The 21,817-nt window shown below is 49.8% G+C and carries 18 protein-coding genes; 5 read left to right on the top strand and 13 right to left on the bottom strand.

Annotated features, from left to right (window positions below):
• Positions 1-116: 116 nt before the first annotated feature.
• On the bottom strand, positions 117-3,167 hold the full coding sequence (locus tag LQ777_RS03180; RefSeq protein WP_232561076.1) for a SusC/RagA family TonB-linked outer membrane protein: 3,051 nt from the start codon (positions 3,165-3,167) through the stop codon (positions 117-119).
• Positions 3,168-3,443: 276 nt separating this feature from the next.
• On the opposite strand from LQ777_RS03180, the gene LQ777_RS03185 reads away from it, so the two are divergent.
• Positions 3,444-4,469 (top strand): LacI family DNA-binding transcriptional regulator, encoded by a 1,026-nt coding sequence (locus tag LQ777_RS03185; RefSeq protein WP_232561077.1) that lies wholly within the window; start codon positions 3,444-3,446, stop codon positions 4,467-4,469.
• 160 nt (positions 4,470-4,629) lie between these two features.
• Here the strand turns inward: LQ777_RS03185 and LQ777_RS03190 are convergent, their stop codons facing one another.
• The 6 genes from LQ777_RS03190 to LQ777_RS03215 form a co-directional block, all read right to left on the bottom strand.
• Entirely contained in the window at positions 4,630-6,105 is a 1,476-nt protein-coding gene (locus LQ777_RS03190; RefSeq protein WP_232561078.1) for an APC family permease, read from the bottom strand.
• Positions 6,106-6,246: 141 nt separating this feature from the next.
• Complete coding sequence (locus tag LQ777_RS03195; RefSeq protein WP_232561079.1) at positions 6,247-7,290, bottom strand: sensor histidine kinase; 1,044 nt, start codon at positions 7,288-7,290, stop codon at positions 6,247-6,249.
• Position 7,291: 1 nt separating this feature from the next.
• Entirely contained in the window at positions 7,292-7,789 is a 498-nt protein-coding gene (locus tag LQ777_RS03200; RefSeq protein ID WP_232561080.1) for a LytR/AlgR family response regulator transcription factor, read from the bottom strand.
• A gap of 139 nt (positions 7,790-7,928) precedes the next feature.
• Positions 7,929-10,274, bottom strand: coding sequence for a beta-N-acetylhexosaminidase (locus LQ777_RS03205; RefSeq protein ID WP_232561081.1), 2,346 nt, complete (start codon positions 10,272-10,274; stop codon positions 7,929-7,931).
• 142 nt (positions 10,275-10,416) lie between these two features.
• Positions 10,417-10,821: a carboxypeptidase-like regulatory domain-containing protein gene (locus LQ777_RS03210; RefSeq protein WP_232561082.1), complete on the bottom strand. Its 405-nt coding sequence runs from the start codon at positions 10,819-10,821 to the stop codon at positions 10,417-10,419.
• Positions 10,822-10,835: 14 nt separating this feature from the next.
• A complete protein-coding gene (locus LQ777_RS03215) occupies positions 10,836-11,156 on the bottom strand; it encodes a hypothetical protein (RefSeq protein WP_232561083.1) in 321 nt (106 codons plus the stop codon).
• 609 nt (positions 11,157-11,765) lie between these two features.
• On the opposite strand from LQ777_RS03215, the gene LQ777_RS03220 reads away from it, so the two are divergent.
• Complete coding sequence (locus tag LQ777_RS03220; protein ID WP_232561084.1) at positions 11,766-13,061, top strand: lytic transglycosylase domain-containing protein; 1,296 nt, start codon at positions 11,766-11,768, stop codon at positions 13,059-13,061.
• A 38-nt stretch (positions 13,062-13,099) separates the two neighbouring features.
• Here the strand turns inward: LQ777_RS03220 and LQ777_RS03225 are convergent, their stop codons facing one another.
• Positions 13,100-14,056, bottom strand: coding sequence for a homoserine kinase (locus tag LQ777_RS03225; protein ID WP_232561085.1), 957 nt, complete (start codon positions 14,054-14,056; stop codon positions 13,100-13,102).
• 219 nt (positions 14,057-14,275) lie between these two features.
• On the opposite strand from LQ777_RS03225, the gene LQ777_RS03230 reads away from it, so the two are divergent.
• From LQ777_RS03230 to LQ777_RS03240, 3 genes are all read left to right on the top strand, one after another.
• On the top strand, positions 14,276-15,622 hold the full coding sequence (locus LQ777_RS03230) for a M23 family metallopeptidase (RefSeq protein WP_232561086.1): 1,347 nt from the start codon (positions 14,276-14,278) through the stop codon (positions 15,620-15,622).
• Between the two features lie 71 nt (positions 15,623-15,693).
• Positions 15,694-16,053, top strand: a complete 360-nt coding sequence (locus LQ777_RS03235; protein WP_232561087.1) for a hypothetical protein — start codon at positions 15,694-15,696, stop codon at positions 16,051-16,053.
• 121 nt (positions 16,054-16,174) lie between these two features.
• On the top strand, positions 16,175-16,708 hold the full coding sequence (locus tag LQ777_RS03240; RefSeq protein WP_232561088.1) for a ferritin: 534 nt from the start codon (positions 16,175-16,177) through the stop codon (positions 16,706-16,708).
• A 309-nt stretch (positions 16,709-17,017) separates the two neighbouring features.
• On the opposite strand, the gene LQ777_RS03245 is transcribed toward LQ777_RS03240, so the two are convergent.
• The 5 genes from LQ777_RS03245 to atpA all read right to left on the bottom strand — a co-directional run bounded on the left by LQ777_RS03245 (position 17,018) and on the right by atpA (position 21,443).
• Positions 17,018-17,341, bottom strand: coding sequence for a hypothetical protein (locus LQ777_RS03245; protein WP_232561089.1), 324 nt, complete (start codon positions 17,339-17,341; stop codon positions 17,018-17,020).
• A 330-nt stretch (positions 17,342-17,671) separates the two neighbouring features.
• Entirely contained in the window at positions 17,672-17,947 is a 276-nt protein-coding gene (locus LQ777_RS03250; RefSeq protein WP_232561090.1) for a CbtB-domain containing protein, read from the bottom strand.
• Positions 17,948-18,046: 99 nt separating this feature from the next.
• Positions 18,047-18,616, bottom strand: a complete 570-nt coding sequence (locus LQ777_RS03255) for a DUF4136 domain-containing protein (protein WP_232561091.1) — start codon at positions 18,614-18,616, stop codon at positions 18,047-18,049.
• Between the two features lie 277 nt (positions 18,617-18,893).
• Complete coding sequence (gene atpG / locus LQ777_RS03260; protein ID WP_232561092.1) at positions 18,894-19,781, bottom strand: ATP synthase F1 subunit gamma; 888 nt, start codon at positions 19,779-19,781, stop codon at positions 18,894-18,896.
• Positions 19,782-19,868: 87 nt separating this feature from the next.
• Positions 19,869-21,443, bottom strand: a complete 1,575-nt coding sequence (gene atpA / locus LQ777_RS03265; protein WP_232561093.1) for a F0F1 ATP synthase subunit alpha — start codon at positions 21,441-21,443, stop codon at positions 19,869-19,871.
• Positions 21,444-21,817: the final 374 nt, after the last annotated feature.

Raw genomic sequence — 21,817 nt, forward strand, 5'->3', positions numbered from 1 at the left:
TAGAAATTAGCTGAACCGCTCCGGTAGATTGTTAGGGTTAATCGGACTGCCTTTGAATTTCTTTTTAGGGAAACAGATGAATCAAAGTCAGTCCGATTAATCGTATAAATCCCGGTTTAGAAAGTAACTTGTAGACCACCTAAAACCGAACGAGCGGGTGGGTAAACCAGATTGTCGACGCCGAGAACGGTATTTGACCCGGCATAACTGTTGACCTCCGGATCGAAGCCTGAGTACTTGGTGATCGTGAATAAATTGTTGACGCTGGCGTAGAACCGGATGCGCTGAATTCCTTTGATCTGCGGCAAGGTATAGCCCAGGGTGATGTTCTTGCACCGGAGGTACGAACCATCTTCAACGAATCGGTCGCTAACTGGTAGGCGGCTACCCTGAGCGGCACTGGCGTACTCCTGATTTGGGTTCGTAGCCGACCAGCGATTCGCTACGCCTTTTAGCAGATTGCGCTGACCCAGCGGGGTTTCGAACGCAAACCGGGCTTGGTTGTAAATGTCGTTGCCCTGCGAGCCGGACAGAAAGGCGCTGAAATCAAAGCTTTTGTAAGCAAGGTTCGTCGAGAAGCCGAAAATAAGCTTGGGATTTGGATTGCCCGTAATCACCTGATCGGCAGCTGTAATCTGACCATCGCCGTTGATGTCTTTCAACTTATGACCGCCTAACCGACCGTCGTAGCCCGGCAGAATGGTTTCACCCGATTGATTGATCCCATCAAACACGTAGGTTTTGAACAGACCCAGCGGTTGACCAACGCTCAGGATGCTGTACGTTGTTACGAACCGCTCCTGCGTGGTGCCGCCGTCCAGGTCGAGTACCTTGTTGCGGTTGATCGTCGCATTGGCCGATACGTCCCATTTCAAGGCTCCCTGCAAAATGCGGGCGTTGGCGGCCAGTTCGATGCCTTTGTTTTGAAGAGAAGCAAAGTTGCCGGTGATGGTAGCGTAACCCGAAGAGAGGGGGAGCGCCCTTACGTACAGCAGATCGCGGGTCGTTTTTTGGTATACATCGACAATGAAGCTCAGGCGGTTATTCAGCAAGCCAATGTCCAGACCAATGTCGGTTTGCGCCGATTTCTCCCAGCGTAGATCGGGGTTGGCAATGCCCGACGGGTTGATGCCGGTCAGGTAGGTATGATTGAACTGGTAGTCGCTGCCTGACGACGAAACCGTGGCTAACGACTGGTATGGGCTTATACCGCCCGCGTTGCCCGTGATTCCCCAGCTACCGCGTAATTTCAGATCAGACAGCCAGTTAACGTTTTTCAGAAACGACTCGTCAATAATCCGCCACGCACCCGCTATCGCCGGAAAAAAGCCGTATTTGTGATTTGCTCCGAATTTGCTTGACCCATCGATACGGGCCGTCAGGTCCAGAAAGTACCGGTCGCGGTAGCCGTAGTTGATGCGTCCCAGATACGAATCCAATCCTTCTTTAGACCGGTAGCTGCTAACCGTTCGTGCCAGTGCCAATTGAAGGGCTTCGTCGCCGGTGGCATCGTTGGGAAAACCCGTCGCGTTGATCGTGTTGGTATTGAACAGATTGCTTTGTGTCGCGAATACGCCCGTGAACTTAAGCGAATGCCGTTCGGCCAGGGTTGTGTTGTAGGTAAGAATGCTTTCGTGCAGCAATACCGTGCTGTTGCTGTTGGTCTTGGAACCTGAGCCCGAATTATCGTTTAGATCCGTCCGGCTGACAATGGAGCGGGGCGAGTACGTATCGCGCAGGCTATTTTGCAGGTCGATGTTAAAGCTGGCGCGGTAGTTTAAGCCTTTCAACAGCGTGGCATCGGCAAAAAAGTTGGCGAGTGTGCGCCGGATGTTGGTTTGGTTCATCACTGCCGCCAGTCCCAACGGGTTGGTTACTTCCCGATACTGGCCGTTAGCCTGTTCACCGAACGGAAAAACGCTGCCGTCCGGACGGTAAGGCTGTAGCGTAGGGGGCGCACCGAGTGCCGCACCCAAAATACTACTCGACACCACATCGGCATCACCCAAACTTGTTGACCCGTAAGGCACGCCATTGTTGATGGCGTAGGTACCCAAAATACTGGTTCCGATCTTTAGCCGGTCGTTGATTTTATGATCGACATTGATCCGGTAGGAATACCGTTTGAAGTTGGACGCGATGATAATACCATCCTGATTAAAGTAATTGCCCGACAGGGACAGCTGCGTTTTTTCGGAACCACCCGTGATGCTCAGCTGATGGCTTTGAATCGGAGCCTGCCGGAAGATGAGATTTTGCCAGTTGACGCCTTCGCCTAAGCTGGCAGGGTTCTGGTAAAAGTTATTTCTGAACACCTCATTTTCAAGCTGACCAAATTCGGCTGCGCTTAATACGGGCAGCGTTTTAGCCGCTTTTTGTACGCCGTAATACCCGTCATACGTAATCCGCGTAGCGCCCGCTCGTCCACGTTTGGTCGTGATCAGCACAACACCGTTAGCCGCCCGTGACCCGTAGATCGCCGTTGCCGACGCATCTTTCAGGACCTCGATCGACTCAACGTCATTGGGGTTGATGGTCGAAAGCGGGCTTAGTGTGGTGACGTTGTCGCTGGGATTGCTGTTCGAGATCTGAATGCCATCGACGATGTAAAGCGGTTCTGAATTCCCGTTGATCGAGTTGGTACCCCGAATCCGCACGCTGACATTGCCGCCGGGCGCCGCCGAATTTTGCGTAACCTGTACGCCCGACACCCGGGCCTGAAGACCCTGAGCGACGTTGGCTACCGGGGTCTGGACCAAATCTGTCGACTTCACCGAAGCAATGGAACCTGTGGTTTCAATTTTGCGCTGTGTACCGTAGCCGACCACAACCACTTCGTTGAGTGAACGATCGTCCGTTTGCAGTGTGAGGTCGATTGTTGTCCGATTCCCCACCGTAACGTCCTGCGAAACATACCCGATGAACGAAAAGGTAAGCACTGCCGGCTGACCGTTGGTAGCCTGTACGCTGGGGAGTGAGTAGCGACCGTCGGCATCGCTTGTTGTGCCACGCTGTGTATTTTTCAGAATGATGCTGACACCGGGCAAGGCATTTCCATCGGGACCCGTTACGCGTCCACTGACGGTAGACCCCTGAGCGTGGGCTTTCCAGGCTGCTACCAGAATCGTTAACCCCAAAACCAGAAAGAAGCGTATTCGTATTTTCATGAGGATGGTTATAGGAATAGTTTAATTTTTGGACGAACAAAGACGGATGAGAATAAAGCGGGTGTACATAAGACAAATAGGTACAGAACGCTTAAAACGGGCTGATTTTGCGTCTTCTGTTCGAATTTCATCACAGAAATGGCTTTTGTCAAGGAAAATTTGGGCTATTTTTTTGGGAACATTCCCAAAGATTAATGGGAATGTTCCCAAAAAAATAGGTACTTGATTAGAGTATTTAAGCCTTTAATCTGCCTCTTATAGTTAAAGTACAATTTCATGCAACAGCATCTGACGACAATCATTGATATTGCCCGGCAACTAGGGATATCAAAATCGACGGTATCGCGGGCCTTGACTGGTCATCCGAACGTAAACACGAAAACTCGTCAGCGCGTACTGGAACTAGCTGAGCAACTCGACTATCAGCGGAATCAGTTGGCTATTTCATTGCTTACGAATCAGACCCGGACAATCGGGATTATGGTCCCCGAATTCATTAGTTTCTTTTTTCCGAAAGTGATTATCGGGGCTCAGGAGGTATTGGCCGAAGCAGGCTACAACGTAGTCATTTGCCACTCCAATGAATCGTACGAAACCGAAGTCGCCAACGCTAAAGCGTTGCTGGCGAGCCGGGTGGACGGGCTGATTGTATCGCACACAAAAGAAACCCGCAACTTCGATCACTTTCGGGTGTTTCAGCGAAGGGGCATCCCGGTGGTGTTTTTTAACCGGGTCTGCGAAGACATGAACGTATCGAAGGTGACTGTCAACGATTATGACGGCGCGTTTCAGGCGGTTGAGCACCTGATTCAGACGGGCAAACGCCGAATTGCCCACCTTGCCGGACCAGACAGCTTACCCAACAGCCGCAACCGGCTCAATGGGTACCGGGATGCGTTGCGGAAGTACGGTATCGACGAGGAGCCAGAGCTAATCATTTCGTATGATCTGACGCTGGAGAAAGCGAACATCTACGTTAATCACCTCCTAAACTTACCGCAGCCACCCGACGCCCTATTTACCATCAATGACCCCACGGCCATCGAAGCGCTTCAAGTCATCAAAAATCGCGGCCTGCGTATTCCCGACGACATTGCGATTGTCGGTTTCAGCAATGACCCGATTTCGGCGCTGGTTGAGCCGGGATTGACCACGGTTGCCCAGCCCATTAGTGAAATCGGGCAGCAGTCCGCTCATTTACTGATGGAGCAATTGGCTGATAAGGAACAGATGAAGCCTGCGCGAACGGTTGTGCTGGAAACGCAGCTGATCGTTCGAGGATCGACCGTACAGGGAAAGTAAAGCACTAAAAAAAGCAACGTGCTAACCACGTTGCTTTTTTTAGTGAATAATGGGTTCTATTTGTTATTAGTCAATCAATTATCGATCAGCCTGGTGCCACTTTTTTTGTCATCCCGACGACAGGAGGGATGACAAAAAACTACCTATTATTTATGTTATGTTAGCGATTACGCGTTGTGAAATAATAAACGGGGATGCCCAAACCGGCAATCAGAAGGCCCATGCCCGTATTGAATGTCTTCGTGTAAAGCAAAATAAAGCAGATGGTCAGGCCCGCGATGATGTAAAGCGCTGGAACCAGCGGATAGCCGAATGCCCGATAAGGCCGCTCGGTATTGGGCTCCGTGCGCCGAAGCCGGAACAAACCCGTAATGGTGATGATGTAAAACAGCAGCGAAGCAAAGGTGCAGTAATCCAGTAAGTCGCCGTATTTGCCTGACAGACACAGCAACGAAGCCCAGATGCATTGCAGCCACAACGCCCGGCCCGGCACGGCGTTTTGGTTCAGGTGTGAAGCCTGCTTCAAAAACAAGCCATCTTTTGCCATAGCGTAGTACAGTCGCGCGCCCGCCAGAATTAACCCGTTGTTACAACCAAAGGTGGATATCATGATAAGCACCGCCATTACGCCGACCGCTACGTTACCAAAAATCGTTTCGACGGCGGCCGTAGCGACCCGGTCGGCTTCGGCAAACTGAATACCGCGGCCAACAATATCCGTCGCGGTAGGCGAACCTTTCAGGGGAAGAAGCGACAGGTACGAGATATTCGCCAGAAAATAAATCGTGGTAACCAGCAACGTTCCGAAGAATAACGCCAGCGGAATGTTCCGACGCGGATTCTTGATCTCGCCCGCAATGAACGTGACATTGTTCCAGGCATCCGCCGAAAACAGGGAGCCAACCATCGACGTACCGAAGGCCAGCACGAGCGCAATGCCCGCCAGCGGAACGATGTCGCCCGTGGCCGATGTGCTACTCGCTTCCCAGGCGTTGGTCAGATTGACCGATAGTAGGCCACTGCTTAGCCCGAGGGCAATGCCGACGATGATCAATCCAAATAAGGCAATGAGTTTGGCGGAGGTAAATACGTTCTGAATCAGCTTCCCGCTTTGCACCCCCCGACTATTCAGCCAGGTAAGTAAAACCAAACTCCCAATGGCAAACAGGGAGCCCAACGTAATTTTTATGGGACCGAGAGCCAGCAACACGTTGTCGGGACCGAGCGCCGGAATAAAAACGGCGGTATATTTGGTAAACGCTACCGCAACGGCGGCAATGGTGCCGGTCTGAATCACCGTGAAAACGGTCCAGCCGTATACGAAGCCGGTCAGATGACCGTAAGCGCGTTGAATGTAAATGTATTGGCCACCGGCTTTGGGCATCATACCCGCCAGTTCGCCGTAACTAAGGGCAGCCGCTACGGTCAACACGCCCGTCAGCACCCACAGCATCAACAGCCAGCCCGACGAGCCCAGGTTACGGGCCATGTCGGCGGTGACGATAAAAACACCTGAGCCAATCATCGAACCCGAAACGATAAGCGTCGAGTCGAGCAGGCTTAAAGAACGTTTGAATTCGGTTGGTTCGTTGGCTATATCAGCCGGAGAAACGGAATTAGTTTGGTTGTCTGCCATGAAGAAGGAAAGATCTACCCAAAATAGGGCCTCAAGTGGCAGAATAGCAAACCTTCACCCGTAAAATTACAATCTTGACAAACGGAAAATTCTGTCATCGTGCTTCGTGACAGAATTTTTGCATCGTTCTTTGGGCCTTATTCAAACCAATACGGCTTCGGGTATAGGCGGAATTAGAGGGACGCTTACCAGAAACTTCTGCTCGTCCTCCTGAATGAAAACCGACGGATGATCAAGCAATTTGTACTTCATGGTAATGTTTTGTAAGCCGATCTGATTCGACGGGACCGTCTGCTTCTTTTTCTGCAGGTTGTTCTCTACGTAAAGCTGACCGTCCTGCGTGTAAAGCTTGATCGTAAGCGGACGACTGGCCGAAATTACGTTGTGTTTGATGGCATTTTCGAAAAGGACCTGGATCGTCAGGGGTGGGATCAGATAACGCATGTACGACGTGTCGATGGCGTGTTCCATAAATATGCCATTGCCGTAGCGGGTCTTGAGCAGATGAAAATAAGCGTTGATGAAGGTGATTTCCTCCATAAGCGGGCAAAGATCGCGGTTGTCCTGCTGAAGCAGATAGCGATAAACGGATGACAGTTCGTCGAGAAATCGTTCGGCCTGTTCGGCGTCACTGGTGATCAGCGATGACAGGGAGTTCAGATTGTTGAACAGAAAATGCGGATTGATCTGCGTTTTAAGCGAGTCGAGCTGGCTTTGCAGGTTTGCTTTTTTGAGTTCCTGCGCTTCGGTAAACGACACTTTCCAGCGCTGGTACAGATAAACCCCTTCGTAATAGGCGGCTAGCTGAATTGTGCCGACAACGGATACGAGTGTATTGAAAAAATAAGGCTTGAAAAGTAAGTAATCTTCTGACGGCCAAAGACCTATTACGTGGTAAAAAAACGTTTGGGTGATACGGATAAGACTCGAAAAAATAAGGAACCAGATCAGCTGATAAAGCACTCGCTGGCGCGTCTGCGTCAGGTCCGGATAGCGCCGTCGCGACAGAATAATGCCCCGCCGATTTATTTCCCACACCACTACCGTGCCCAGGATAAAAAGGAAAGGAATGCGCCAGTCGTTGGGATACGAGACATTGGTATAGCCGTACATCATCCACTGCCCCGCCAGAGCCAGCAGAGGAATTCCGATAAGGCGCATCCACTTGTCGTTCAGCTTCTGCATCTTATCTGCTTAGCCATTGATAGAATTCGTTGGCGCGGTCACCACTCACCAAGGCATTCGTTGGGTTCGAATCAACTTTGTACTGTCCGTTTTGGGGGTGAATTGGATCAAGCGGTGTTTCGGACGAGGTTACTGGTTTGACTTCGGGTGCCTGCTGATACTTGGCTAAGATCTGATCAAGCTCTTCTTTTTTAATAGGTTTGAGAAGGTAATCCAGACTATTGCCTCGGAAGGACTGGATGGCTGATTCGTTATAAGAGGTCGTGAAGACAACTGGACAAGTGATCGATACCAGGTTAAAAATCTCGAAACTTTGCCCGTCGGCAAGTTCAATATCCATCAGGATCAGATCGGGCTGCGGGTTGGCGTTCAGCCACGCGACGGTTGATTCTATTCCGTCCGTGACCCCTGCTACACGAGTGGTACACGCGCTGGAATTCAGCAGTTTTATCAACTTCTGAACGGCCAGAGACTCGTCTTCAACAATCAGGATATCCATAGGTCTAACGTATTCTCCTTTCAAGTAAGAACAAATTCTGTTCCTAAAAAACCAGGTGTGGAATAAGACGGAACAAGTAGTGTATGAACTGTTGATTTAGCTGTATGAACTGTACGTCTCTGGAAAGAAGCGGCACCGATTAGTGGACTTCAATTTCGTCTACGGCTAACTGAGCGGCTTTGCCGGGGTTTCTTAAACCGGCGGGTACTCGTCCGACGTTGTAAGCAACGATACGTATATAACGGGCAGTAGTAGCCGTAAAGTCGAAAGAAAGGCGGACGAAGCCCCTTTTCCCGCCTTCAGCAGCGTTGGTCTTAGTCGTTGACACCGACTGGAATGTCTTTCCGTCTTCGGATACGGCGATAGCAACCTGTCTGGGTAAGCAGATATTGCGGGCTGTGTATTTGAGAAACCCCACCCGAACACTCCGAACGGACTGCGACTGCCCAAGATCAATTACGGCATTAATGTCGTTCGCGAAGGATACGACGCCCGCTACTTCATAACCGCCCATACCGCCGGTGGTACCATCCGTCAGACTATAATTTTTGTCGGGACGGCCACGCGTTGGGGCGTTGAGTAGGGTATAGGGTTTGCCCGTCGCTTTCGAAACCAAATACTCGTTTTTTACTTTGGCCGGTTGGCTGAGTGGCTGTCTGTCAGCAAAAGCTGCGGTTCGGATCGTTGTTGACTGGTCAAGGATAATCGGCTTTTCGTACCGGGGAGACTCACCCGAAGGAACACTGCCATCCAGCGTGTAGCGAATTGTGGGAACCTGCGTATTCGCTGATAGTGAGACTTCTACCTGACCGCCAGCTGTTGGCTTAGCCGCAAACGATACATCGTAAAACGTCCTGGCATAATTGACGTTAAGAGTCGTTAAGCGCTCAAAATGCACAGGTAGGCGACGACTAAAATCGTCGTAATTTTTTACGTTCAACGGTGTCCAGACGACTTCGGCCAGGGCGGCTGCTCTGGGCCAAATCATGTACTCAAGCTGATCGGTATTGTTGATATACTCCGTCCAGAGATTACCCTGTGCGCCCAGGATGTGGGTGGCTTCGGCGGGTGTCAACGTTGATGGTGTGGGATTGTACGCGTACACCGTTGACAGCGGCAGATAATCGCCAAAGGCAGTGGGTTCCTGCGCCGGATCGCCCTGGTAGTGGTCGAGGTAGCAGAACTGGCCGGGTGTCATGATCACATCATGGCGCTGCTTGGCTGCCTGAATTCCGCCCTTTGTACCACGCCAGCTCATCACGGTTGCATTAGGCGAAATACCGCCTTCCAAAATTTCGTCCCAGCCAATAATCCGGCGACCTTTCGACGTAACAAATTTGTCGATGCGCGTGATGAAGTAGCTCTGCAACTCGTTCTCATTCTTAAGCTTTTCGCGCTTAATCAATTGCTGGCAAAAAGCGCTATTTCGCCAGGCTACCTTAGGACATTCGTCGCCACCGATGTGAATGTATTTGCCCGGAAACAGACCCATTACTTCCGTGAGTACGTCCTGCAAAAATGAAAATGTTTTCTCAGTCGGGCAGAATACATCGTTGAAAACGCCCCACTTGGTCGCCACCTGGTAGGGGCCGGGGGCGCAGGCAAGTTCAGGATAGGCCGCCAGTGCTGCCTGTGCGTGGCCGGGCATTTCAATTTCCGGTACTACGTTGATGTGTTTGGACGCGGCATAGCGAACAACCTCGCGCACGTCGTCCTGCGTGTAAAAGCCGCCGTATGGTTTCCCGTCAAACACCTGCGGGTCGTATTCGTCGTAATGATCGACAATGGTCTGGCGTCGCTGTGAACCGATCTGCGTCAACTTGGGATACTTTTTGATTTCAATCCGCCATCCCTGGTCGTCGGTCAGGTGCCAGTGAAAGTTATTGAACTTGTGCAACGCCATCAAATCAAGGTAACGCTTGATGAAAGCAACCGAGAAAAAATGCCTGCTCACATCAAGGTGTAAACCCCGGTAACTGTAGCGCGGCCGATCCTGAATGCGGCAGGCCGGAACGCTCAGCGTTGTCAAGTTGGTCGCGGGAACGGCGTGACTTGTCGCCAGGACGGTTGGCGGAAGCAGCTGATATAGGGTTTGAACGGCGTAAAAAAAGCCTTTCGGATTGGTGGCTTCGATGGTGATGAGTCGGTCCGTGGCGTCGATGCGGTATCCTTCATCGCCCAGCGTTGTATCGACCGAGGGGGCAAACTCGATGAGATTGTCCGGCTGATTCATTTTCGTCACGTTCCGCACGGACAGGGCCAGACCCGTACTACGGTTAATGTGGCTGGCCAAGGTATCAGCTATCGCTTTTAACCCATTCTGGGCAAAGGGTACACCGATGGTAGTAGTTCGACTAATGATAAAATCGCCAGCGCGGGGTTCGAGTTGGGCCGGACGAGGAATAAGGGAATAGCGCTCAACGGATTGGCCATTGACGGAAATCAACCGCAACAGCAAAGCAGCAACTAAGAGAATACGATTCATTCGCAATACAACTAAACGGCGGGAACACTACCGCTTCAACGCGTAAAGCTACAAAACCGTATGGAGGCCATTGTGTTCGTATGGGCAATACAGAATGTTTTCAAGCTACCACTGAGTAAAGAAGAAATTAACCGCTGTAAGCTTACCGGGCTAGTAAAATGAAGTCGTATTGGGACGTATAACCAATCTGCGCAGCACAGCAATCTCTTGTTGACTGGTTGTTGAAAGTGACGCTATAATGCCTGTATGTATGGTATAAGGTCGAATCGGTATTGAACTGATTCGCTACTTCAAGGCTTCTATATTGGTTGGATGGTACAAAGGTGATCGTATACTCGCCCTGTCGGTTTGTATAAACCGCTTCCAACTTATCAAAATGATACAGCGTACCTTTTCGTAGACCGGCAATGATGATGGGCACATTCGCAATGGGTTGATTGCTGTCGTCGGTAACCTTACCGTGAATGGTCGTAGAGCGGTTGCTGTGAATACAGCCCGAAAGACAAAGACCGAGAAGTAGAATTGGGAAGACCAGTGGTAATTTCATAGCTTGGTAAACAGCTATTCGTCAGTAGCCAGCAAACCCGTTACGCCGAATAACAGGGTTCCTACGATCTTGGGTCCGAACTTCTTTCCGGCAAACCGACCAAATTCGCTCATCCACCGGGTCGTTTCGAGGGCTTTGTCACCCGTTTCTTTTAAGGCTTCCGACGCTTCCTTCCCAGCGGCCCTTTTGGTGAGGTACATGACAGGAGCGCTCAAGCCAAATACAGAAATACCCAGCAAGGTTCCGGCTACCGCACCAACCGCGCCGGATAGTCCTTTACCCGATTCCTCCAGCTGCTTCCATTTTTCTTCAAACTCCTGCTCGTTGGCTGCCATGACTTCGTTTGTGTTAGAAAAATTATGCTTAAAGATACTGACAATCAATGTGGAATGTTTACGGTGGAGCGAGGGGCTACCAGTATTGCCAAGCGTTGAATCCTGAATTTTTATCGGTTATTAAGCCACAATGGCTTCGTGGACCTGATCCAATCGTAGTCAGTTTTGTTAAAATTTATTGTAAGGTTACAGGTTGACCAGGGATTTTTAGAAACGCCCTGTGTAGCTCGTAGGCGCATAATTTTCGTATGAACGTGATTATCCTGAACCGCTTTAGTCAGCCAACAGCATATAAAGTCAAAGATGGCTAAATCGTAAACCATTGATTCGTACGCTTTTCGTTGTAGTTTTGTGAATCATCCGGATGAAATAAAGTGTCTATCGCAAGTTAAGACAAATATTATTTGCTAATCGAGCGGATGGATAAAGTGCCTTATTGGCGATCAATCGATAAAAAAGGGCACAATAAGCGTAAGTTAAGCATACGTAACGCGGCTGCTGGATTTGTGCAGCACAGGCAGAACAGAGAGAGGAGCGAGAAGCCGCAATAATCAATTACCGTTCAAATGAGCGGCTTGTACGCGTACCTACCGTAACTCACTGTTGTCAATGACGAAATTCATTCAGATGGTTGCAGCCGGAATCGGCTGTTTAACCACTCTTAGCAGCCTGTCGGCTTTAGCCCAAACAAACCAATTCCTTGCCCTCAATGCGAGCAGTTCAACTACCGAGTTCCTGCTGTCAGCAAAGCCTAACTTAGTTGAAGCAGTACATTTCTGTGGCGAAAATCTGCCGACCAATCAACCGACGATCACGGCGCATTGGAGCCGTACCCTATCACGTCAGGCTGCGCTGGCCAGTACATTGTCTTTACTGAAACGGCGGGCATCAGTCGTATTTCCGTTAATCGAGCCTATTCTAAAGCAATACGGAATTCCGTCCGATTTTAAGTTTTTGCCACTGCTGGAAAGCGCCGTAACCAATCGGGCTGTTTCGCGGAAAGGAGCGGCTGGTTTCTGGCAGCTTATGCCCCAGACAGCGCAGTCGCTTGGACTGAACGTATCGCGCCGACACGACGAACGCTTCAATCTTCAGAAAGCGACCCATGCCGCCTGCCAATACCTGAACGAATTGTATGATCAGCTAGGTTCATGGATGTTAGTGGCTACGGCCTACAACGCCGGACCGAATTATATCCAGCAGTTGAGTCGTCGGTATCCTGATGTGCACCCAATGGCACTGCCTTATCGGGCCGCAGAAACAAAAGCCTATCTGTTTCAGGCTATTGCTATCAAAGAACTTCTGACACGGCCTCAGGCTTATCCATCGCATCTGAGCAACCACCACATAGCCGCATTGAGTGATTCGGAAATGTCGGTATCCGCTGCTGAGCGAGCAGCTATTTTAGCGTCCTTCGACATGGATGAAACGGATTTCCCGGAAGCGATCGAAAAAGGAGAACCGACGTTTATCGCTGACTCGACGACAACGGTAGTGCTGTTGACTGAAGATGAAACGCCGACTGAAAGTCCCGAACCAACGGAGTCGCCAGTGGCCAATGTAGCTGGTTCGTCTAGTTCAGTGACTGTAGTAGCGCCAAATCGATTAATTACCCGAAGTTTAAGCGATGGCCCTCTTGCCGAAGGAAAGTTTTTTATGTTCCAGGTCGTACAGCCTGTAACAATCAATGAACGGACGTTTGCCGTTGGCGACGTGATTCACGCGTACGTAGAATTGATCGATCCGGTGTCCAAACGAGCTTTTTTGCGTACAGACCGGCTGATCAGCGCGCAAACGCAGGAAACCATTCCGCTGAAATTAGTGGCCACTGAGCAGCCAAAACAACCCGGCGCGGCCCTACCGACGCAGGTAAATGGCTGGCAACTCGGTTGGGAGCAACTTTAGCATGCCAGCAGTGTACCAGGTAAAAGCGACGAAAACGTTTACTGTTCGTTGGTAACTGCTTGGTGAGCTAATACTTTTGGTCCCTGCCGATTGATCTCCGAAACGTACGTCTCGCTCGTAATGCCGACCGATAAAAAGGCTTGCTGCATAGCCGCTCCGACCTTCTCCGCTGTCTGTATGTCGCGGCTGAGGGCAAACATCGACGGACCCGATCCCGAAATGCTACAGCCGAGCGCACCGTTCGCTAAGGCAGCCTGCTTCACTTCGTTGAACTCAGGAATCAGAATCGACCGTACGGGTTCAATAATTACATCGACCAGCGAACGACTGATCAGGCCGTAGTCTGGCGTCATCAGACCGGCAATCAGGCCGGCTACGTTGCCCATCTGCGTGATGGTGTTCTTGAGAGACACCTCGTTTTTCAGAATAAACCGGGCATCTTTTGTGTTGACCTCTATATCAGGGTGAACAAGCGTACAAAATAACGTGGCGGGTGTTTCAATGCGAACCACATCCAGCGGTTGATAGCTCCGAATGACGACAAAACCACCTAACAACGACGGTGCAACGTTGTCGGCATGGGCCGAACCGCAGGCAATGCGCTCGCCTTCCATAGCGAACGGCAACAGCTTTACGATTGGCAATGGCCGTCCGAGCAATTCATTGATGGCATACACGCCCGCTACGGCGCTGGCTGCGCTGGAACCTAGTCCACTACCCAATGGCATCTGTTTGCGCAAAACAACGTCAACGCCAATGTCGGTCCGATTGATCTGTTTAAGATAGGTCTGGATAGCAATACCGGCTGTGTTTCGTCCGGTTTCGCGGGGTAGGCGCCCTTCATCGCCGATGATGTCCTTGATGCGCACACCTGGTTCAGGACTAATTGTCAACGTGATCTGATCGCCGGGATTATCGACGGCAAAACCAAAAATATCGAATCCGCAAGCCACATTGGCAACGGTAGCAGGAGCAAAGACTGTAATTGAATCCACGATGGAAGAGAGCAACGTCAACGCAAGTTTAGCAATTTCAGGCCAGTAAATCAATTTAATAGCGTTCGCTCTTAAATCCTTTAGGCTCGGTAACCTATTTCTTAGCAAACGCTTAGTTATTGGAGTTATCAAGCTTGGTCTGGTTTGCGAAAACGCAGTTCAGTAACTAACTGCTTAAACTATTTGGTGCTGTATAATCGTTTAATCTATAGTTCTACTATGGAATTTAAGTCTGTATTTCGTTTCTTCGTAACAAGTGTCGGCGTGGCTCTTTTGCACGCCTGTACGGGTGTTGGTCCCGCAACAAACCTATTTCGTCCATCGTCACCCCACGACCAGTACGGCCAGTCGCTGAAAGACGCGAAGCTGGATCGTACGGCATTAGGGGCCGACTGGGCCGCTGCTGGCGAGCGTGCGCTACGTGATTCATTAACAATTTCAATTCCCTACCGTGAGAGCGGTTATTTCTCGGCCAATAAGCCCTTTGCCGTTGGGTATCGGATGAGTGCCCAGCGGGGAGATCGCTTCTTGGTAAAGGTGGAAACGCAGGGTCAAAAAGAAGCACAGGTATTTATTGATGTGTTCGCGCTGGATGACCGAAATCGAACCAGTTTGCAGGCGGCTTCAAAAGCCGATACCAATGTGTTGGCCTGGGAGCCCCGCCGAACGCAAAATTTTCTAATCCGAATCCAGCCTGAGCTGTTGCGGAGCGGCAACTACACCATTTCCATTACGCGGGAACCTGCGCTTAGCTTTCCGGTGCAGGGTCGCGACAGTCGGCAGATCAGTAGCTTTTTCGGAGCCTCGCGTGATGCCGGACGCCGACGTCATGAAGGCGTAGATATTTTCGCCCCGCGCGGAACACCCGCGGTGGCATCGGTCGATGGCGTTATTACAGGCGTCACAACCAATAGTCTGGGCGGTAACGTTGTGTTTCTGTCGGACAATGAACGCGACATTCGGCTGTACTACGCCCATCTCGACCGCTGGAATGTGAACGCTGGTCAGCGCGTGTCGATTGGTGATACTGTTGGTTATGTTGGTAATACGGGTAACGCCCGCACTACGGGACCTCATCTGCATTTTGGTATCTACAGCTCTGGTGGCGCAACTGATCCGTTGCCGTTTATCCGGCTTGGTCGGGGCCCTGCCCGGCAGGCATTGCTGCCTGCGTCGCGGTTGGGAGATTCTGTTCGTGTGGTGGCCGCACGCACGTTTGTTCGGTCAGCACCCGGCAGTGATGCGCCCGTTGTCCGGGAGGTCGTTAAATCAACCGCGCTAACGATTGCAGGCGGAACAGAAACCTGGCTTCGTATAGAACTACCTGGTGGCGAACTAGGATATGTAGCCAGCAGTGCAACGGAAACGATCAAACGACCGCTCCGGCGATTCGCGCTTACAACATCCACTAATTTGCTCGATGCCGCCGATAGTCAGGCTGGTATCCTAAACACGTTGCCATCGGGTTCGTCCATCGATATATTGTCGGTATTCGCTGGTTTTCAGCTTGTTCGTAGTATGAACGGCCAAATCGGTTGGGTTAACAAAGGAACCCTTTCCTACTAGAATAAATATTGTTTAGAAATTATCTAAATTGAGCGTTCGTTTTTTTATATTTGCACATCTTTTGTGTGACTATGACCAGCAACGTACCGGCTACCTATCAGGAAGTCTTTAAAACGGATCGAGGTGTTGTTTATCAGTGCGATGTAACGAATCGACTGGTTCTGGAGTTTTGGGATACCCATACACAACTGTCAGCGCGCGATTTTGCGCAGTTCCGGCGGATGGTCGAAACGATTGATGTTCGGCAAATGGCACTCAGTACCGACGCTGCCTATGACGTAGAGATTTTGACGCCACCCCGTTCTGAGCGTTGCTATGTGCTAACGCTTTGTGAAATCATTCATTTGCGGGAGTTGTTGAATGGCGCTAAACTCATGCTTGAACTTAATACGATGCTTCGTGAGTGCGGCTGTTCGTTATCCAAATACTAATAAATAGACTGCTTCTAAATTTTCTGATAATCAACCGGCTGCGTAACAACAGTCGGTTTTTTGTTGTTGTTTTGTTGAACAATTAAGCAGAATCAACTCACCGAATACGGTAACACATACTATGAAAGATCTAGCAAGACTTCGTACGTCTATCAAAGAAAGCGTCGAGCTGGCCCTGAATCAGCAAATACAAATGGAAATGATCTCGTCGTCGAAATATTTGGCGATGGCGGGTTGGTGTGATCGGAACGGTCTCGATTACAGCGCTGGTTTCTTCTATAAGCAGTCGGAAGAAGAGCGTAACCATGGTATGAAGATATTTCATTATCTCTGCGACCAGGGTGCAACCGCTTATTCTCCGGAAGTACCCGCTGTCAGCCAGGAGTTCGATTCATTCCGGTCCGTGTTCGAAGCGGCCTTAGAGCAGGAGATCGCGGTAACCGACTCAATCAACCGGATCATTGGAATCTGCCGTCGGGAGAGCGATTTCGCTTCCGAAGAACTGATGAAATGGTACGTGAAAGAGCAGATGGAAGAAGAATACATCGCTCGTCGCTGCCTCGATCTGTTTGATCAGATCCCAGCCGATCAGATCTACTACCTGGATCAAAAAGTATCGAGCGTTACTTACGACGGAAACGTTTTTGAAGCGTAGCTCCGAATCAAACTATACAAAAAGGCACCCTCAACAGGTGCCTTTTTTCGTTTAAGCGATACGCGTTTTAAAAAGTCGGTGGGTATATCTAATTCAACGCTTCACATTGAAGGCCGGCCCGTGTCAGCAACCTGATAATATCCGACTCAGTGAGCGATTCGGTTTCAATGCGTAGAACGCAGTCACAGTCTTCCAGATCAACGCTCCATCGGCATATTCCCCGCAATTTACAGAGTCGACAGGCCGCCCGATGAACTCGTTGGTCAGTATTGATATTTGTCCTGAAAACAAGCACGTTTTGCATGGTATTTAATTCTGTGCGTTACGGAGGGTTTCAATCCAATGGAGTCTGGCCACCGCCCGACCTAACATCTGCCTTAATTCAACTAGCTCATTTGGACGAAAGCTAAAGCTTAAGTAGCGGGAAGGGGTGCTTAAATGAACACGATCCTCGTGCGGGTGAGCGTCAAAATAAGCGTTCGCGTCGATGCATCTTACATTCCATTCCAACGCCAGAAAGTCTTCGTAGCACAGCCATTGAGTTATGTTGTTGAACTGTAAGGCAATATTATGAGTGTCGTCGGGAGCGGTATGTCCATAAAGCACGATACGCCCACTGACTGATTCAGACAAGAGGTGGCACTGGCATATCATAATAGTTTAGATTTTAAGCAGTTAGCCTGAAAACTTCGATTTATAGGCTGGTTGCAGCCGCTCACCAATAACTAATGAGATAAGGCTTGCACAGCGGTTGTGTATGGCAAACCTAGTCTTTGTTTAAAAAGATTCCAAACAAATAGGTCTATTATTTATAATAAATCTAAATAATTATGAAAGGAGCACAAAAGCTTATCAAGGATGTGGTTAAGTCAACGCGAGTGGGTCAATTGTGAATATGCCCGCTGATAAACTAATCATCATTCTCCTTTACCTCAATAGATTGAGAAGCCAAGACTCTCGCCTTTAGTTGTGGCTAACGACATGTTTCGAGTCACGGGGAGATAGTTGCCAGGAGGTGTCGATGGGAGCGACGGAGTCAACCGTGTCGCAATTTTCGAGTCGTTGCTGTAAATTCTTGATCTGCCTATCCTGCTGATCGAGGCTGCGTCGGAGGTCGTGTGCCGTATCTTCGAGCCTCTGGTGTCTGCTGTACGCTACCATGAGCAAAGCCGCAATGCCTAACAGTAGAACAAATACTACGGTCAGGAGCGAATAAACGACTCCTCGGCTAGCAGACATGTGGTTTAGTTGGAAAACTGCAAATAAACAAAAAGCTATGGCCATAAAAAAACCTACGGTACAGACGTACCGTAGGTTTTAATCAAGGACCTGAATTCCTTAGCGCGCTGCACCGTAGTCCTGACCAGCACTTTCTGGGAAGTTTTTCATGATGCTGGTTACTGTTTCCCGGAAGGTTTGATCGCGGTCGCGTTCTTTGTTTCGGTTGTTTAGCTGACCGGTTGCCCAGCCCTGCCAGACGATATCGTTCGTACGAGCGTCGGAAACGTTAATAACGACACGGTTCTCTTCATACTGCCGTGAGTAAACATTGTTACCCATACCACCGTACCACCACGAATAAGGTGAGTACATGTTGTTAGACTGGATTTGCTGACGATCACGGGAGTCCGTAAAGAAACGAACAACTAGATCCGCTTCACCTTGCGTAACAGGCTTATAGCCGCGCGCTTTCAGCGACTGATCAAGTGCATCAGCGATCCGGCGTTGATTTAGGTTGCTACCAACGATAGGATCAGCGTTACGTTGACGGTCCGCTTCAATCCGGTAGGTAGTAAACTGACGAACGTTTACTTTAGGATCGTAATCGTATTTAACCGTAATGGCAGGAGCGCAGGACGCCAGCGTACCGGCGATAAAAAGACTGCTAATTATACCTTTGAGTTTCATGTGATTTGGAATCGTTATGGGTGTCAAACCGATTACTTAACGTTAAGAAAAGCGTCCTTCGTATATGACAACTAAATAACTAAATGTTACCTTGATTGGTTCCTGATATTGCTTGATAATTAATGGCTCCGATAGAATGTAAATTATTGATAATCAGAATATAATGAGTTTTTAATCAGGCCTTAAGCCAATCTTAACAAGGATTGGCTTAAGGCAATTATACACAAAAAAAGCACGACTGGATCGGTCGTGCTCTTTGTACGATAGAAAAAGATATTTAGGCGCTGGCCAACGCTTCAGCACCACCGACAATTTCGAGAATTTCGGTCGTAATAGCAGCCTGACGAGTCCGGTTGTATACCAGGCGAAGCTCTTTCAGCAGTTCACCGGCATTGTCAGTAGCCTTATCCATGGCCGTCATTCGCGCACCGTGCTCTGACGCGTTTGAGTCAAGGACGGCTTTGTACAACTGAATCTTCAGCGTTTTAGGAATCAGTTCCGTGATGATTTCTTCTTCGGCTGGTTCGAAAATGTAATTGATAGCTGATGCTGTTGATCCCGCTGGCGCTTCCGTAGCGACAATGGGTAGCATTTGCTCCGTCCGCACGATCTGTACCGCTGCGTTCCGGAACTCATTATAAATCACTTCAACCACATCGTAGCTTCCGTTGACGAAGCCTTCCATTGCTTCCTCAGCCGCAGCTCGTACGGTTGCGAAGTTTAACGATCCGAAGGTATCAATGTGGTTTGTATTGACTTTGAAACCCCGACGCTGGAATGCCTCTGCACCTTTCTTGCCAATGCCCATGATCTGTACGTTACCCTGGCGAGCCTGTGCAGCGTATTTTTCATCGATCAAGGTCAGCGCAGCTTTTACAACGTTTGCGTTAAAGGCTCCGCATAAGCCACGATCGGATGTAATAACGATCAGAAGCACCCGGTCAACAGGACGTGCCTGCTTGTAAGGACTTTCTGACGCTGTTTCTGCACCCGCCGATACCGTGCCGAGCATCTGGCTCAGTTTCTGAGCGTAAGGACGTAGTTGCGTAATATTATCCTGAGCCCGACGTAACTTGGCCGCAGCCACCATTTTCATGGCTTTGGTGATCTGCTGCGTTGAGTTAATCGACGATATCCGGGCGCGTACTTCTTTTAGTGAGGCCATATGATAGTTTTCAGTTAATAGTTTACAGTTTTCAGCCTGACGTCAACGTGTTGATCACCCGCTAAAAACTGTAAACTGAAAACTAGTTTAATACTGTGCTGACAGATCAGCCGCAACTTTCTTAAGCGTCGCGGTTGCTTCGTCGGTAAGCTTACCTGCGCGGAGGTCAGCCAGAATGTTTGGATACTGCGCGCTAAGTACCATCGCAAATTCGCTTTCAAACGCTTTTACTTTGTTGACGGGGACTTTGTCAAGTAACCCGTTTGTCGAAGCGTAAATGATAGCTACCTGCTGATCGACAGGAACTGGTGCATACTGAGCTTGTTTCAGCATCTCCTGGTTCCGGCGACCCCGTTCGATGGTCAGCTTCGTCGAGGCATCAAGGTCTGAACCGAATTTCGCGAAAGCTTCCAACTCGCGGAACTGAGCCTGATCAAGTTTAAGCGTACCCGCTACTTTCTTCATCGACTTGATCTGCGCGTTACCACCTACCCGCGATACCGAAATACCAACGTTGATAGCAGGCCGAATACCGGAGTTGAACAAGTTCGACTCCAGGAAGATCTGTCCGTCCGTAATCGAAATTACGTTGGTTGGGATATAGGCAGATACGTCACCGGCCTGGGTTTCGATGATTGGAAGTGCCGTCAACGAACCACCACCTTTCACCTTGTCTTTCAACGAAGGTGGCAGGTCGTTCATGTTTTTGGCAATCTCGTCGTTACCGTTGATTTTAGCCGCCCGCTCTAATAACCGGCTGTGCAGATAGAATACGTCTCCTGGATACGCTTCACGTCCTGGTGGGCGACGCAGCAGCAGCGATACTTCACGGTAAGCAACCGCCTGTTTCGACAGATCGTCATAAACAACAAGCGCTGGACGGCCTGTGTCGCGGAAGTATTCACCAATAGCTGCACCCGTAAACGGCGCAAAGAATTGCATTGGCGAAGGATCCGACGCGTTAGCCGACACGATAACCGTGTAGTCCATAGCGCCTGCTTTCCGTAGGGTGGCTTCTACCTGCTTTACGGTCGAGGCTTTCTGACCGCAGGCAACGTAGATGCAGTATACGGGCTGACCTCTGTCGTAAAATTCTTTTTGGTTAATGATGGTATCGATGGCCACAGCGGTTTTACCCGTCTGACGGTCGCCGATGATCAACTCGCGCTGACCCCGTCCGATGGGGATCATGGCGTCGATTGCTTTGATACCTGTTTGCAGCGGTTCGTTTACCGGCTGGCGGAAGATAACGCCTGGTGCTTTCCGCTCCATCGGCATTTGGAATAGCTCGCCCTGAATAGGACCCATGCCGTCAATAGGCTGGCCGAGCGTGTTAACAACACGACCGAGGATACCATCGCCAACGCTTACGTAAGCAATCTGATCAGTGCGCTTAACCGTGTCGCCTTCTTTGACTTCCGAATAGTCGCCGAGTAATACGGCTCCAACGTTGTCTTCTTCGAGGTTCAGGGCCATCGCCTGAAGCCCGTTGTTGAACGACAGCAATTCGCCGGCCTGCACTTTCGAGAGGCCGTAGATACGCGCTACGCCGTCACCGATTTGCAGCACCGTACCGACTTCTTCGAGTTCAGCCTCGGTTTGTGTACCGGCTAGCTGCTGGCGCAGGATGGCTGATATCTCGTCGGGTCTTACGGATTCCATATAAGTAGGATGAAATTTATAGATCGATTTTCGGCCGCAAAGGTATGATTAAAATTTAATAAAATTATGAATAATTCAATAATCATTCGCTGAACCTTAGACTTTTCCGGCGGACGCCTATTTATTAGAAGGACCATTAAGCGAAGAATTAAGCCGTTCGTCCAAATTTGGAGTATTTTAAGAAGGTAAGCGTAGCGAAAGCAGTTTGTATGCGTTACTTTTAATGGGTAAGCAGAATAGTCTTTCTGGAAAGGTTTATCGCCACTGTTTATGGAGCGGTAAAGTAAAATTTCATCGAAACCGTTATTCTCCAAACTTTTCTAGTATCTGTTCACGTTTTATCAGTAATCAGTTTAGTGTATATCACTCCCTTT

Origin of the sequence: Spirosoma oryzicola (assembly GCF_021233055.1) — a bacterium.
In the GTDB taxonomy this organism is placed as follows: Bacteria; Bacteroidota; Bacteroidia; order Cytophagales; family Spirosomataceae; genus Spirosoma; species Spirosoma oryzicola.